The organism is Geodermatophilus sp. SYSU D01119 (assembly GCF_054049975.1).
Window position 1 is genome coordinate 1 of sequence record NZ_JBJGYL010000014.1, and the last position, 14,340, is coordinate 14,340.

Genomic DNA, 14,340 nt, shown 5'->3' on the forward strand with positions numbered 1-14,340 from the left:
GCCCGACCTCGCGCTGCGGGGCGAGGTCGGGCACCGCGCGGGCGCGTGACCCTGCTCCCACGCACGCAGGGACAGCGCGACGACGTCGGTCACGTCGGTGTCCTCGAGGTGCCGGATGACGACGGCCACGCGATCAGGCCGGCACGGGCGTCAACCGGGTTCGTCGTCGGGCGGGGGCGGGAGCTCGTCGTCGTCGGGCTCGGGCGGCAGGTCGTCGGGCAGGTCGTCGGCGGCGGCCCGGCCGGTGACCAGGGCGAGCAGGCCGGCCTCGTCGAGCAGGTCGACCGGGCGCACGGTGACCCCGGCGGAGACGTGGTGGAAGCCGGCGCTGACCCGCTCGACCGGCACGCCGGCCAGCCGCGACCAGCCCAGCCGGTAGGCGGCCAGCTGCACCGCGGCGGCCGACAGCTCCGGACCCGACGGCGGCGGGCCGGTCTTCCAGTCGACCACCTCGAAGCCGTTGTCGGCGTCGCCGAAGACGGCGTCGATCCGCCCGCGCAGGGTCAGCGGACCGAGCGGCGTCTCGAAGGGCACCTCCACCTCGACCGGCTGCCGCTCGGCCCACGGGCTGGACAGGAACGCCTGCTGCAGCTGGGCGAGCGCGCCGTCGGGGGGCGCCGACTCGTCGCCGGAGCCGGGCAGCTCGTCGAGGTCGAGCAGCCGGGCGGCGCCGAAGCGCTCCTCCAGCCAGGCGTGGAACGCGGTGCCGCGGCGGGCCAGCGGCGCGGGCGCGGCGGGCATCGGCCGGCGCAGGCGACGGGCGAGCTCGGCCGGGTCGCGGCGCAGCGTGACCAGCTCCGACACCGACAGGTGCGACGGCAGCGGCACCTCGACCGTGGGCCGCGCGGTGCGCCGCCGCTCGCGCAGCAGCAGGTCCGCGTCGCGCACCCAGCGCTCCACCTCGGGGTCGGCGGTGCCGAGCGCCGCGGCGGGGTCGAGCGGGTGCGGCGCGGCGCCGGCCACCAGCTCGGCGGCGGCGGTGAGCGCGCGGCGCCGGGGCGCGGAGAGCGGGTCGGCGGGCCACACGCCGACCGGCCACTCCTCCAGCGCCGGGTTGGTGGCGCCGTCCTCGGGCCGCTCGGCCCAGGCGACGACGACGCCGGCCCCTGCGGCGCACGCCCGGCGGACGGTGTCGAGCAGCACCGACGGGCCGTTGGGCTTGACGCCCTCCCGCCACCAGCTGCCCGAGCACACGAGCAGGTGCTTGGCGCGGGTGACCGCCACGTAGCCCAGCCGGATCTCCTCGGCCTCGCCGAAGCGCTTCCACTCCTCGACGTAGTCCTCGAGCGCGGCGCGCACCGCCGCCTGGTCGCCGGAGCCGGGCACCGGCAGGCGCAGCTGCGGCAGCTCCTCGCGGTCGGTGAGGCGCAGGTCGACCGGCACGGCGCCCGGGTCCTTCACCCACGAGTCGGCGGTGTCGGTGCGCGCGGGGAACTGGTCGGCGGTCATGCCGGGCACCGCGACGACGTCCCACTCCAGGCCTTTCGCGGAGTGGCCGGTGAGCAGCTGGATCGACTCCGGGTCGACGGCGACCTCGCCGGGCTCCAGGCCGCGCTCGCGCTCCTCGGCGTCCTTCAGGTAGCCGAGGAACGCCGGCAGCGAGGGCAGCTCGGCCAGCTCGGTGAACTCCGCGGCGACGGCGTGCAGCGCGTCAAGGTGCGCCCGGGCGGCGCCGGGGCTCACCCCGGGCACGCTGGCCAGCTCGGTCTCCAGGCCGAGGACGCGGGCGACGTCGTCGACCATGTCGGGCAGCGACTCCCCCAGCCGGCCGCGCAGGTGCGCCAGCTCCGCGCCGAGCCGGCGCAGCCGCCGGTACGCGGCGGGCGAGTAGGCCGCCGGGTCGCCCAGGTCGTCGAGGGCCTCGACGATGCTGCCGCGCTCCGACGGCCTGGCCGCCGCGTCCTCGTCGGTGTCGCGGGCCGGGCGGCGGCCGTGCACCAGCGCGCGGGCCCGGGACTCCAGCGCGGCGAGGTCGCGCGGGCCGATCCGCCAGCGCGCGCCGGTGAGCAGCCGGCCGAGCGCGTCGCCGGCGGTGGGGTCGACCAGCACGGTGAGCGTGGCGACGACGTCGGACACCTCGGGCACCTCGAGCAGCCCGCCGAGGCCGACGACGGTGACCGGCAGCCCGCGGGCGCGCAGCGCGGCGGCGATGCCGGGCAGCTGCTTGCGGGTGCGCACGAGCACCGCGGTGGTGGGCGGGCGGCCGTCGGCGCGCGGCGGCACGTCCGGGTCCTCGCCGCGCCAGCAGGCGGCCAGCCGGTCGGCCAGCGCCTCGGTCTCCTCGGCCACGGTCGCGTAGAGCCCGGCGGTGACCAGGCCCCGCCCGGCCCCGGGGGCGGGCGCGAGGTCGGGCAGCGGCACCTCCGGGGCGGGCAGCATCCCGGCGACGGCGTTGGCGACGTCGAGCACCGCGCCGTCGTTGCGCCAGCTGGTGGCGAGGGTGAGCCGCTGCGCCTCCCGGCCGCGGAGGCCGGGGAAGGTGCGGGCGAAGCGCTCGATCGTGCCGGCCGAGGCGCCGCGCCAGCCGTAGATGGACTGCCGCGGGTCGCCGACGGCCAGCACCGCGTGCCCGCTGGTGCGGCCGAACAGCGCCTCGAGCATGCGCAGCTGGCCGACGCTGGTGTCCTGGTACTCGTCGAGCAGCACGATCCGCCAGCGCGCCCGCTCCCGGCGCCCGACCTCCGGCGCGCTGACGGCCACCTTCGCCGCCAGGGCCACCTGGTCGGAGTGGTCGATGGCGCCGGCGGCCCTCTTGCGCCCCTCGAACGCCTCGACCAGCGGCAGCAGCGCCACCCGGGCCCGCTGCCGGGCGAGCATCTCCAGCACGGGCGCGTACGGGCCGCGCTTGCCCTTCGCGTCGGGGTAGCCGGCGACCTGCCGTTCCAGCCGCGCCGTCCAGGAGCGCAGCGCGTCGGCGGAGATGTCGTGCTCGCCGAGCTCGCCGGCCAGCGCCAGCACGTCCTCGACGGTGGTCAGCGGGGTGAGCGGGACGTCGGCCATGTCGCCGGTCCACTGCGACACCACCGACGCCGCCTGGCCCCAGCACATGGCCGGGCCGAGGACGCCCGCGCCGGGCTCGACGCCGATCCGCAACCCGTGCTCGCTGACCAGCGAGGCGGCGTAGCCGTGGTAGGTGGACACGGTGGGCATCGCGACGGCGAGCCGCTCCTTGAGCTCCGGGTCGGTGCCGGGGTGCCGCGCCAGCGCGCCGAGCCGGATGCGGATGCGCTCGTTGAGCTCGCTCGCGGCCTTGCGGGTGAAGGTCAGCCCGAGGATCGCGTCGGGCGCCACCAGTTCGTTGGCCACCAGCCAGCACACCCGGGCGGCCATCGTCTCGGTCTTGCCCGACCCGGCACCGGCGACGACGACCAGCGGCCGGTCGGCCGGCGCCGACACCACGCGCGCCTGCTCGTCGGACGGCGCGTACTTCAGCCCGCACCGCTCGGCGACCTCGGCCGGGGTGAGGAGGCGCCGCGGCTGCGCCGGCTCGGGCGCCCCGCCGAACAGGGCGTCGTCGAAGGCGAGCTGGTCCTCCGCCGGTGTCGACCGGCGGCTCACGCCGTGACCTGCCGGCCGCGCTCGTGCATCGGGCAGCTGCGGCGGGCCGGGCACCGTGAGCAGTGGCTGCCGGTGCGCACCTCGAAGGTGCCCGCGCCCATCCCCTCGCCCACCTCCGCGACGAGCTCGCCCGCCCACGTCTCCCCCACCGGAACGTCGGCCGGGATCGGGTCCTGCGCCTGCTCTTTGGCCTTCGCCCCGGACCCGACCTGCAGCAGCGCCGCCCCGCCGGGGGCGTCGCCGTGCTCGCCGAACGCGCCTGCGGCGACCGCCACCTGGTAGGCGGCGAGCTGGCCGTGCGTGTCGATGCCCTTGGCCTGGCTGCGGCCGGTCTTGAGGTCGACGACGACCAGCCGGCCGGAGGAGTCGCGCTCGAGCCGGTCGACCTGGCCGCGGATGCGCGCCCGGCCCACCGTGACGTCGAAGTCGGCCTCGGCGGCCAGCAGCTCGCGCCGGTTGGCGGCGTGCCAGCGCAGGAACCGGTCGAGCATGTCGCGAGCGGCCACGCGCTGCCGCTGGTCGGCCCAGCCGGGGCCGAGGTCGAGGGCGTCGAGCTCCTCGGCCAGCGCGGCCGGCGCGTCGGCGGCGGGCAGCCCCTCGGCCACCTGCTGCGCCACCGCGTGCACCGCCGAGCCGACCGTGCGGGTCGAGTCCGGCGAGGCCTCCGCACCGACCGCCCCGAGCACCCACTTGAGCGGGCAGCGCTGGAAGGTCTCGATCGCCGACGGGCGCACCCGCACCGGCTCGCCCTCGGGGACCAGCGGCGCGTCGTCGGACAGCGGCGCCAGGCCCCACCAGTCGGCCGGCGAGGCGCCGGGGACGCCCTCGTCGGCCAGCCGGCGCAGCACCGCGGCGGCCGCCGAGCGGCGGGCGGGCTCGGTCTGCGGGTCGCTGACCGTGCGCCGCAGGTCGGCGACCAGCGCGGGCAGCGTGAGCGAGCGGGGCAGCGGCGTCAGCGGGCGGCCCTCGTCGGGCGGGGCGGCGACGAGGTCGAGGAACCGCGAGGCGGTGGCGCCGGCGTCGGGGCCGTCGAGCGCGCCCTCCACCGCCGTGACCACCAGGCGCCTGCGGGCGCGGGTGCAGGCGACGTAGAACAGCCGCCGCTCCTCGGCCAGCATCTGGACGCGCCGGTCGACCGCCGCGCCGTCGATGCCCGCGACGCGCTCCACCAGCAGCTCGGTGCCCAGCAGCGTGCCGCGGTCGCGCAGGTCGGGCCAGATGCCCTCCTGCACACCGGCGACGCAGACGACGTCCCACTCCAGGCCCTTGGACGCGTGGGCGGTGAGCAGCCGGACGGCGTCGGCGGACGACTCGCGGCCCGCACCGGCGACGCCGGGCAGCTCCTGCGCCGCGAGGTGCTCGACGAACGCGCCGACGGTGGCCGAGGGCAGCCGGTCGACGAAGCCGGCGGCGGCGTCGAAGAGGGCGACGACGGCGTCGAGGTCGCGGTCGGCTCCCGCGCCCGCCGCCCCGCCCGCGGCGCTCGCCCGCGCCCACCGGCCGGCCAGCCCGCTGCGCTGCCACATCGCCCACAGCACGTCCTCGGCCGAGCCGTCGCGCGCCAGCGCCACGCGACCGGCGGCGAGCACGCCGGCGACCCTCCGGGCGGGCCGGGCGACGGCCTCCGGCAGCTCCTCGAGCAGCGCCTCGTCGGCGAGCGCCGCGGCCAGCGGCTCGCCGCGCTCGTCGGCGTCGACCCCGCGCTGGGCCTGCGCGATGCGCACCGCCCGGCGCAGCCGGCGCAGGTCGAGCACGGTGGCCCCGCCCAGCGGGGAGGTCAGCAGCGCCTCGGCGCCGGGCTCGTCGAGGTCGAGCGTGCCGGGCGCGGCGTCCCGCCGCGGCAGCAGCGCGCGCAGCGCGGCCAGCAGCGGCGCCACGGCCGGCTGGGCGGCCAGCGGGAGGTCGTCGGTGCCGACCTCCACCGGGACGCCGGCCGAGGTGAGCGCGCGGCGCAGCGGCCCGATGGCCAGCGCGGTGCGGACCACGACGGCCATCTCGCCCCACGGCACCTCGTCCACCAGGTGGGCCCGTCGCAGGGTGTCGGCGACGTAGGCGGCCTCCACCGACGCCGACCCGAAGACGTGCACCTCCGCGGCGCCCTCGTCGGCGCCGTCGACGGCGGCCAGCCGGCGGTGCTCCCACGGCCCGGGCAGCGCCTCGGCGACCCGGCGGCTCACCGCGAGCAGCGCCGGGCCCGACCGGCGGCACACGCCCAGCGAGACGCGCGGCGCGGGCTCCCCGCGGACGGTGCGGAAGGCGTCGGGGAACTCGACGATGCCGCGCGGCTCGGCACCGCGGAAGGCGTAGATGGCCTGGTCCGGGTCGCCGACCACGACCAGGTCGCCGCCACCGCCGGCCAGCAGCTGCAGCAGCTCGACCTGCGCGGGGTCGGTGTCCTGGTACTCGTCGACGAACAGCCAGCGGGCCCGCGCGCGCTCGGCGCGCAGCAGCTCGGGGTCGTCCTCCAGCTCGGCGATCGCCGCGCGGACCAGCTCGGCGGGGTCGTAGCCGGAGGCGTCACCGCCGCCGGCGGTGGAGAAGGCGGTGACCGCCTCGTACTGCTCGAGGAACGCCGCGGCGTGCAGCCACGCGTCGGTGCCGGTCTCGCGGCCCCAGGCGGCCAGCAGCTCGGGGTCCACACCGCGCTCGGTGGCCCGCAGCAGCAGGTCGCGCAGCTCCCCGCGGAAGCCGGCGGTGGCCAGCGCCGGCATCAGCTGGTCGGGCCAGCGGACCGCGCCCTCCCCCGCCAGGTCACCCCGCAGCAGCTCCGCGACCACGGCGTCCTGCTCGGCGGCGGTGAGCAGCCGCGGGGGCGCCTCCCCGCGCAGCAGCGCCGCCCGGCGGAGCACCCCGTAGGCGTAGGAGTGGAAGGTGCGGGCCAGCGGCTCGCGGATGGTGCGCGCCACCCGCGCGGTGACCCGGTCGCGCAGCTCGGCGGCGGCCCGACGGCTGAAGGTCAGGACGAGGATCTGCTCGGGGTCGACGCCGCGGTCGATCCGCGCGGCCACCGCCTCGACGATCGTCGTCGTCTTGCCCGTACCGGGACCGGCCAGGACGAGCAGCGGCCCGCCCGGGTGGTCGACGACGGCCTGCTGCGTCGGGTCCAGCCGCGGCCGCCGTGCCGGCGCGGCGGCCGGCTGCACGAGCCGGTAGACCGGCGCCCCGTCCCCGTGCGTCGTGTCCCCCCGCAGTGCCACCCCTCGATGACACCACGGAGGTCCGACATCGCCGCGGCCGCGCGCGGGGCGCGGCGTCAGCCGGCGGGCGGATCCGGGTAGCGGACCCGGTACCAGTGCTCGGTCCCACCGGGCACGCGGTCGAGCAGCACCTGCGTCCCGCCCGGGACGTCGAGGACGCGCGTGCCGTCGCCGAGGAGGACGGGCGCGAAGAAGAGCAGCACCTCGTCGAGCAGCCGGGCGGCCAGGAGCTGCCGGGCGACGTCGGCGCCGAGCACGTCCACCACGCCGTCGCCGGCGGCCGCGCGGGCCAGCTCGACGGCGTGGTGCAGGTCGTCGGTGAGGGCGACGCCGTCGGGGGCCTGCGCGGGCGGGCGGTGGGTGAGGACGACGACCGGCCCCGACCACTGCCCGCCGAAGGCGCCCTCCCGCTCGGTGCCGCGGTCCGGGTCGTCGCCGCCGAAGGTGACCGCGCCCGCGAGGATCGCCGTCGTCCGGGCCAGGAGCCGGTCGGCGGTCGGGTTCGGCCCGGCCCGGTGCGGCGTCAGCCAGGACATGTCGCCGCCCGGGCCGGCGATGAAGCCGTCCAGCGACGCGGTCGCGGAGTGGAGCAGCGTGGCCACGGGGTCTTCTCGGTCGGGCGGTCCAGGGGGCGGACCGGCCCGGGCCCCGGGACTCGTCGCGTCAGGGCCAGCCGACGGCGGCCAGGTCCACCCGGCCCTCGCGCAGCGGCACGCCCTCGCCGGCCAGGAGCTCGAGCTGGCGCACCCGCACGGGCTCGGCGCAGCTGCCGTCGGCGCGCACCACCCGGTACCAGGGCACCGCGCCCCCGCCGCCGGACAGCGCGCGGGCGACGCGGCGCGGGCCGACGCCGACCAGCCGGCCGATCGCCCCGTACGTGCTCACCCGGCCCGGCGGGATGGACTCGACGGCGTCGAACACCGCCTCGTCGACGTCGGCCGGGTCGGGGACCGCGCGGGCGCCCGGGGACGGCGGCTCCCCGGGCGCCCGGCGGCTCACAGCTGGTAGCCGCTGTTCGCGGTCCACCACGCGTAGAGCGCGGCGAGGTCGGCCTGCGTGGAGCCCGGGGCGGTGACGATGCCCTCGACCAGCGCGGCGTCGTCGGTCCAGACGATGCCGACCCGGCCGGTGTCGGCGTCGATCGCGCAGGCGACCGACCCCGAGTTCGACGCCGCCGTCCAGGTGCCCGCGCCCTGCGTCGTCTCGCAGGTCTGCCCGTCGGGGATGGCGGGCGCGCCCTCGGTGTCGGTGGCGAAGACCGAGTCCATCGTCGCCGCGTCGGGGTAGGCGTAGAACTCCGCCTGCTGGGGACCGGGCTGCGTGGTGGCGGCGCCGCAGGTGGCGTGCGCGACGTCGCCGTCGCCGGCCAGCGGGGCCTCGGTGCAGTCGGTGAAGTCCGCCGGGACGATCGCGAGCAGGTCCCCGGAGCCGGCCCCGCCGGGCGGCGGCGCGCTGGTCGTCGACGACGACGAGCTGCTCGACGAGCTCGACGAGGAGCTGCTGGAGGAGCTGCTCGACGTCGTGGTCGCGGTGTCGTCGGCCGAGGGCGCGGGGTCGTCGTCGCGGAGGACGAAGAAGAGCGTGACGGCGGCCGCGATCACAACCACGAGGCCGGCGATCAGCCCGATGACCAGCCCGCGCCGGCTCCTGCCCCCGCCCGGGCCGCCGGGCCCGCCGGGCTGGCCGTGGGGCGGCCCGTACTGACCGGGCTGTCCGTAGGCACCGGGCTGCGGCTGACCGTACTGGCCGGGCTGCTGGGGCTGGCCGTACTGGCCGTACTGGCCGGGAGCGCCGTACTGGCCGGGCTGCTGGGGCTGGCCGTACGGGCCCGGAGCGCCGTACTGGCCGGGCTGCTGCGGCTGGCCGTACGGGCCGGGCTGCGGCTGGCCGGAGCCGTCGGGGTACTGACCCGAGGGCGGCTGGCTCATGGGATGACCTCCTGCTGGCGTGAGCCCGCAGGATAGGGACGCGCGGCGCGCTCCGGGCCGTCCCGGAGCGGCCGACACACCGGCGGGCTACACCCGGCGGCCGAGGCGGGCCAGCAGCCGCTCCTGCGGCGAGGCCCCGTCGGGCGCCTCCACCGGGGCGTCGAACAGCCCGGGCACGCCGTCGGCGGGGAGCCGGTCGGCCAGCCTCCCCGCGGCCCGGACCAGGGCGGCGTCCAGCACCTCGTCGCCGCCGGTGGCGCGGGCGAGGTCCCAGGAGTGCACCGTCAGGTCGGTGGTCAGCTCCTCGACGTACTCCCACGCCGGCGTCGGGCCGCGGGAGAGGTGCACGGTGCCCGCGACGAGGTCGGCGCCGGCGACGGCCGCCAGCGCCTCGTCGGCGACCGTCTCCCACGCGGTGAGCGGGTCGTCGCCGAGGAGCGCGCCCGTGCCGTCCGGCACCCGCGCGGCGACGTCGTCGAGCGGCTCGCCGGCCAGCAGGCCGGGGACCCAGTGGGCCTCGCCGACGAGGTGGGCGACGAGGTCGGCCACGGTCCAGCCGGGCAGGGCCTCGAGGTCCCACTGGCCGGGCTCGACGGCGTCGACGCGGTCGGTGAAGGCGGCCTGGGCGCGCTGGAAGAGCTCCAGCAGCTCGGTGGGGTCGGGTGCGGACACGCGCCCCAGTCAACACAGACGCCGGGGGCCCGGCACCCGCAGACGCAGGTGCCGGGCCCCGGTGAGGCGTGACATGGCCCCTCGCAGGGGCGCCGTCAGTAGGTGGGCAGCGTCTTGTCGATCCGCGTGGCCCACGCCGTCACGCCGCCCTGGACGTGGACGGCGTCCTTGAAGCCGGCGTTCTTGACCGCGGCGAGCACCTCGGCCGAGCGGACGCCGGTCTTGCAGTGCAGCACGATCGGCTTGTCCTGCGGCAGCCGCGACAGCGCCCGGCCCGACAGCAGCTCGTCCTTCGGGATGAGCGTCGCGCCGGGGATGGACACGATCTCGTACTCGTTGGGCTCGCGGACGTCGATGAGCTCGAAGTCCTTGCCCGCGTCCATCATGTCCTTGAGCTCGTCGACGGTGATCGTCGAGCCGGCCGCGGCGGCCTGCGCCTCGTCGGAGACGACGCCGCAGAACGCCTCGTAGTCGATGAGCCCGGTGATCGGCTCGGCCTCGGGGTCCTTGCGCACCTTGATCGTGCGGAAGGTCATCTCCAGGGCGTCGTAGACCATCAGCCGGCCGAGCAGCGTCTCGCCGATGCCGGTGATGAGCTTGACCGCCTCGGTGGCCTGGATCGCGCCGATGGTCGCGCAGAGCACGCCCAGGACGCCGCCCTCGGCGCAGGAGGGGACCATCCCGGGCGGCGGGGGCACCGGGTAGAGGTCGCGGTAGTTCGGGCCGTGCTCGGCCCAGAAGACCGACACCTGGCCGTCGAAGCGGTAGATCGAGCCCCACACGTAGGGCTTGCCGAGCAGCACGCACGCGTCGTTGACGAGGTAGCGCGTGGCGAAGTTGTCGGTGCCGTCGACGATGAGGTCGTACTGCTCGAAGATCCCCATCACGTTGTCGCTGTCCAGGCGCGTCTCGTGCAGCCGGACGTCGACGTAGGGGTTGATCTCCTTGATCGAGTCGCGCGCGCTCTCGGCCTTCGAGCGGCCGACGTCGGAGGCCCCGTGGATGATCTGCCGCTGCAGGTTGGACTCGTCGACGGTGTCGAACTCGACGATGCCGATCGTGCCCACCCCGGCCGCGGCCAGGTACATGAGCACCGGCGAGCCGAGGCCACCGGCGCCGACGGCGAGCACCTTGGCGTTCTTGAGCCGCTTCTGCCCGTCCATCCCGACGTCCGGGATGATCAGGTGGCGGCTGTAGCGGCGGACCTCGTCGATCGACAGGTCGGCGGCGGGCTCCACCAGGGGTGGCAGGGACACGCTTGACTCCTCGGGTCGCGACCAGCGGCCCCGCTGGGGCCGGCGTTCGTGCGCACAACAGCGTGGCACGCGCCGCTGTTCCCGCCGGGGTCAGGTGCAGGGCTCCCCCGCCATCACCACCAGGTCGCCGTGCGTGCCGTAGCCGAGCAGGTGCCCGTGCCACGGCGTCCCGTCGAAGGTGACCAGCCACGGGGTGGCGCCGTCGGGCCCGCCGGGGACGACCATCGCGTGCGGGATGTTCGTGCCGAACGGCGCGGCCAGCTCGCCGAGGCGGCGCAGGCGCGTGTCGTGGACGAGGTAGCGGCCGGCGTCGCGGTCGCTGGCGAGCACCACCCAGCCCTCCCCCGCCGGCACCAGCAGGGTGCCCTCGGTCTGCTGCAGGCCGGGATCGGCGGCCACCCGCACGAGCCCGCGGACCGGGTCGGCGTCGTCGGTGGCGGCGAGCGCCGGGTGGAAGCGGTAGCGCGGCGGGCCGAAGGAGTCGCACTCGGTGAAGGCCAGCAGCCAGCGTCCGCCGATCCGGGCCAGCGACGGGTCCCAGGCGCTGCCCGCCGTCGGCAGGTCCACCGGCGCGGTGTCGAGCACGTGCACGCCGCTGAGGAGGTCGGCGCCGGTGGTGGCGGTGCGCAGGTGCACGCCCCGCCGCTCGTCGTGGTCGCCCCACGAGGACACCAGCACGGTGGTGGTGCCGGCGTCCTCGTCGACGACGAGCTGGCCGGCGTGGTCGCCGAGCAGCAGCCCGTCGCGGGCGGTGTAGAGCGCGGCCACCTGCTCGGCCCGGGTCGGGTCGTCGAGGGCGAGCGTCCAGACGCCCCAGGACGCCTGCCGGAAGCCGCCGAGGCCGGCGCCGGTCATCGTCAGGTACAGCCGGCCGTCGCGGACCAGCGCCCGCCCGTCGGCGGTGCGCACCACCTGCGGGTCGCGGACCCCGGCCGGGCCCGAGCAGCCGGCCCGTACCCGCCGGACCCGCGGTCCCCGCGCGCCGGCGGCGTACTCGGCGGACGCGAGGACGGCGGGCAGCCGCAGGTCGACGCGGGCCGAGACGTCGGCGGTGAGGACCGGCACCCAGTCGCCGCGGCGCACCAGCACGGTGACCCGGTTCTCCTGCACCACGCAGGCCAGGCCGGACGGCGCCGCCGCGGCCGGGGCGGAGACGAGCACCACGCCGGTGGCGGCGAGCTCCACCCGTCCGGCGGCCTCGTCGAGCCGGGCCAGCACCGGCCCGCCGGGCAGCAGGAGCCCGCACGCGGCCTCGCCGTCGGCGTCCTCGCCGTCGCCGTCGCCGTCGCCGTCGGCATCGCCGTCGTCCCCCTCCTCCAGGTCGAGGACGACGGCGCAGAACGGCGCCCGCGGCCCGGCGCCGAGGCCGGCCGGCCACCCGGCGACCGGGCCGGGGCGGTCGACGTCGGGGAAGGGCGCGAGCAGCGACCGCGGCCGGGTGCGGGCGACCTCGGTGAAGGACAGCGACAGCAGGTCGGGCAGCTCCACCGCGGCGGTCAGGGGAAGGGCCAGGCGTTCTTCGTGCAGCCCTCGAGCCCGAGGGTCTGCTGCTGCATGACCGGCGCGAGCTGCCCGGGCCCCGGGCAGGGCTGGTGGCCGTTGCCGAGCGCGTGCCCGACCTCGTGGTTGACCACGTACTGGCGGTAGGTGGCGATGTCGCCCTGGTAGTCGGGGACGGCGGTCTCCCAGCGGGCCAGGTTGATGACCGCCCGCTCGCCGTAGCGGCAGGAGGTGTAGCCGCCGGTGCCCACGCCGGGGCAGTAGCGCTCCATGCTCCCGGGGCTGACCAGGCTGACCCGGAAGTCGTAGGAGCCGACGTCGGTGGTGTCGACGCGCTGGAAGGACATCCGGCCGCCGCTCCCCCACGACCGCGGGTCGCCGAGGGTCGCCTCGACGGCGGCGGCGAACGTCGCGCCGTCGACGCCGATGCCGCCCTCCACCTCGACGACGAAGCGCTGCAGCGGCCCGCTGCCGTACACGCCGGAGCTGCCGGGGACGACGGCGACCTCGCCGCTGCCCTGCTCCACGTAGGTGGCCGCGGCGGGCGGGGGGACGACGTCGGTCGGGCCGGCGTCGCCCTCGGCCGGCGCGGTCGGCGAGGGGGTGGCCGGGGCGGCCTCGCTGCTCGCCGGGGCCTCCGCCGGGGTCGGCGCGGCGCCGGTCGAGGCGGCGGGCGTGGTGTCCGGGGCGCCGACGACGTCGACGAGGGCCAGCACCGTGGCCACGGTGAGCAGCGGGATCGCGTAGGCCCGCCAGCCGTGCCGGCGGACGAAGCGGCGCAGCCGGCCCGGCCGCCGGCGCACGGCCGCAGGGCGGGTGCGGTCGGCGCGCGGGTGGTCGTCGGCCCGCGGGTGGCCGCCGGCCCGTGGCCGGCCCGGTCCCGGGCGATCGGCCCCCGGCAGGTCGCGGGGGCGCGGCGGGGGCGGCACGGGCGGGCGGGCCCGCAACGGCTCGGGCTGCCGGCCGGACGGCGGACGTGCCACGGTGCCGCCTCCTCGCCGCTCGTCCTCCCGTCGCGCAGCGCACCCGGACGGCGACGCCGCGCTTCCCGGTGCCCAGGCTCTCACGACGGCCCGGGGATCGGGCAGGACCGGGAGGGCGCGTCGGCCTGGCTCAGCCGGCCCGGCTCAGCCGGCCCGGGCCTCCCCCGCGCCGGGGCCCGCGTCCCCGGCGGTGTCCCCCGCGGTGTCCTCCATGAGCCCGAGCACCGCGCGCGCGGTCTCCTCCGGCGCCTCGAGCATCGCCACGTGCCCGACCGTCTCCAGGACCAGCAGCCGCGCGTCCGGCACGGCGGCGGCCAGCCGCGGCGCGAGGCGGGGGTCGACGAGCCGGTCGCGGTCGCCCCACACGACCAGGGTCGGCATGCGCAGCGACGCGGCCATGCGCCAGGCGTTGGCCCGGCCGACCCGCAGGTAGGAGGTGATCAGCCCCCGCATGCTGCGGGTCAGCGACCGGTTGGCCCAGCCCTGCGCGGCGCGCTCGCGGGCCTCCTCGACGGCGGCCTCCAGGCGCTCCCGCGGCACCCGGGCGGGCTCGCCGAAGCACATCTGCATCATCCCGCGCACCGACTGCTCGGGCGTCACGGCCGCGAGCCGCTTCTCGGCGAGCGCGGGGATCCCCGGCAGCAGCAGGAGCAGCAGCGCCCGGCTGAACGCGGCGGGCACCCGGTAGACCGGCATGGCCGGGGACACCAGCGTCAGCGACGCGACCAGGTCCGGCCGCCGCGCGGCCGCGACCAGGCTGACCAGCCCGCCGAGGCTGTTGCCCAGCAGGTGCACCGGCCGGCCGGCGGCCTCGCCCGGCTGCACCGCGACGTGCTCGAGCACGTCGACGACGGCCCGCACGTGCCCGCGCACCGAGTAGGCGCCCCGCGGCGGGGGCTGCGAGCGGCCGAAGCCGGGCAGGTCGACCGCCCAGCCCTCGCAGCGGACGGCGAGCAGGCCCGCGAGGTCGGTCCAGTTGGTCGAGGCGCCGCCGAGGCCGTGCACGTACAGCGCCCGCTCGCGAGGCCCCTCCGGCGGGCCGGCGTACGGGGTGGCGCGGACGAACACCCGCCCGCCGGTCACCTCGACCTCCTCCCCCGGCCAGGCCGGGGGCGGCGCGGCCGGCACGGCGAGGTCCGCGGTGGACGGGCGGGCGGTCGACGACGGCGCCACCGTGGGGGGCGCGGGAGTCCGACGGGTGCGCGCGCGGGAGGCCTCGGGCACGCGGCGACGGTATGCCAGGCGG

10 protein-coding genes are annotated in these 14,340 nt (G+C 77.9%); all 10 read right to left on the reverse strand.

Annotated features, from left to right (window positions below; genetic code table 11):
- Nucleotides 1-150: 150 nt before the first annotated feature.
- Complete coding sequence (locus tag ACI79X_RS12645) at nt 151-3,558, reverse strand: ATP-dependent helicase (RefSeq protein ID WP_457025754.1); 3,408 nt, start codon at nt 3,556-3,558, stop codon at nt 151-153.
- Entirely contained in the window at nt 3,555-6,755 is a 3,201-nt protein-coding gene (locus ACI79X_RS12650) for an ATP-dependent helicase (protein ID WP_457025755.1), read from the reverse strand. Before ACI79X_RS12650 ends, ACI79X_RS12645 begins: the two co-directional genes overlap by 4 nt.
- 56 nt (nt 6,756-6,811) lie before the next feature.
- Nucleotides 6,812-7,357, reverse strand: coding sequence for a dihydrofolate reductase family protein (locus ACI79X_RS12655; protein ID WP_457025756.1), 546 nt, complete (start codon nt 7,355-7,357; stop codon nt 6,812-6,814).
- Nucleotides 7,358-7,418: 61 nt separating this feature from the next.
- On the reverse strand, nt 7,419-7,754 hold the full coding sequence (locus tag ACI79X_RS12660; RefSeq protein WP_457025757.1) for an MGMT family protein: 336 nt from the start codon (nt 7,752-7,754) through the stop codon (nt 7,419-7,421).
- Entirely contained in the window at nt 7,751-8,683 is a 933-nt protein-coding gene (locus ACI79X_RS12665) for a hypothetical protein (protein ID WP_457025758.1), read from the reverse strand. The genes ACI79X_RS12660 and ACI79X_RS12665 overlap by 4 nt, the downstream gene beginning before the upstream one ends.
- 87 nt (nt 8,684-8,770) lie before the next feature.
- Nucleotides 8,771-9,355 carry a TIGR03086 family metal-binding protein gene (locus tag ACI79X_RS12670; RefSeq protein ID WP_457025759.1) on the reverse strand — a complete coding sequence of 195 codons (585 nt, stop codon included), beginning with the start codon at nt 9,353-9,355 and terminating at the stop codon, nt 8,771-8,773.
- A 95-nt stretch (nt 9,356-9,450) separates the two neighbouring features.
- Nucleotides 9,451-10,611 (reverse strand): adenylyltransferase/sulfurtransferase MoeZ, encoded by a 1,161-nt coding sequence (gene moeZ, locus ACI79X_RS12675; RefSeq protein ID WP_457025760.1) that lies wholly within the window; start codon nt 10,609-10,611, stop codon nt 9,451-9,453.
- Between the two features lie 90 nt (nt 10,612-10,701).
- On the reverse strand, nt 10,702-12,099 hold the full coding sequence (locus tag ACI79X_RS12680) for a hypothetical protein (protein WP_457025761.1): 1,398 nt from the start codon (nt 12,097-12,099) through the stop codon (nt 10,702-10,704).
- Between the two features lie 8 nt (nt 12,100-12,107).
- Nucleotides 12,108-12,914: a DUF3152 domain-containing protein gene (locus ACI79X_RS12685; protein ID WP_457025762.1), complete on the reverse strand. Its 807-nt coding sequence runs from the start codon at nt 12,912-12,914 to the stop codon at nt 12,108-12,110.
- Nucleotides 12,915-13,238: 324 nt separating this feature from the next.
- Nucleotides 13,239-14,318 carry an alpha/beta fold hydrolase gene (locus ACI79X_RS12690; protein WP_457025763.1) on the reverse strand — a complete coding sequence of 360 codons (1,080 nt, stop codon included), beginning with the start codon at nt 14,316-14,318 and terminating at the stop codon, nt 13,239-13,241.
- Nucleotides 14,319-14,340: the final 22 nt, after the last annotated feature.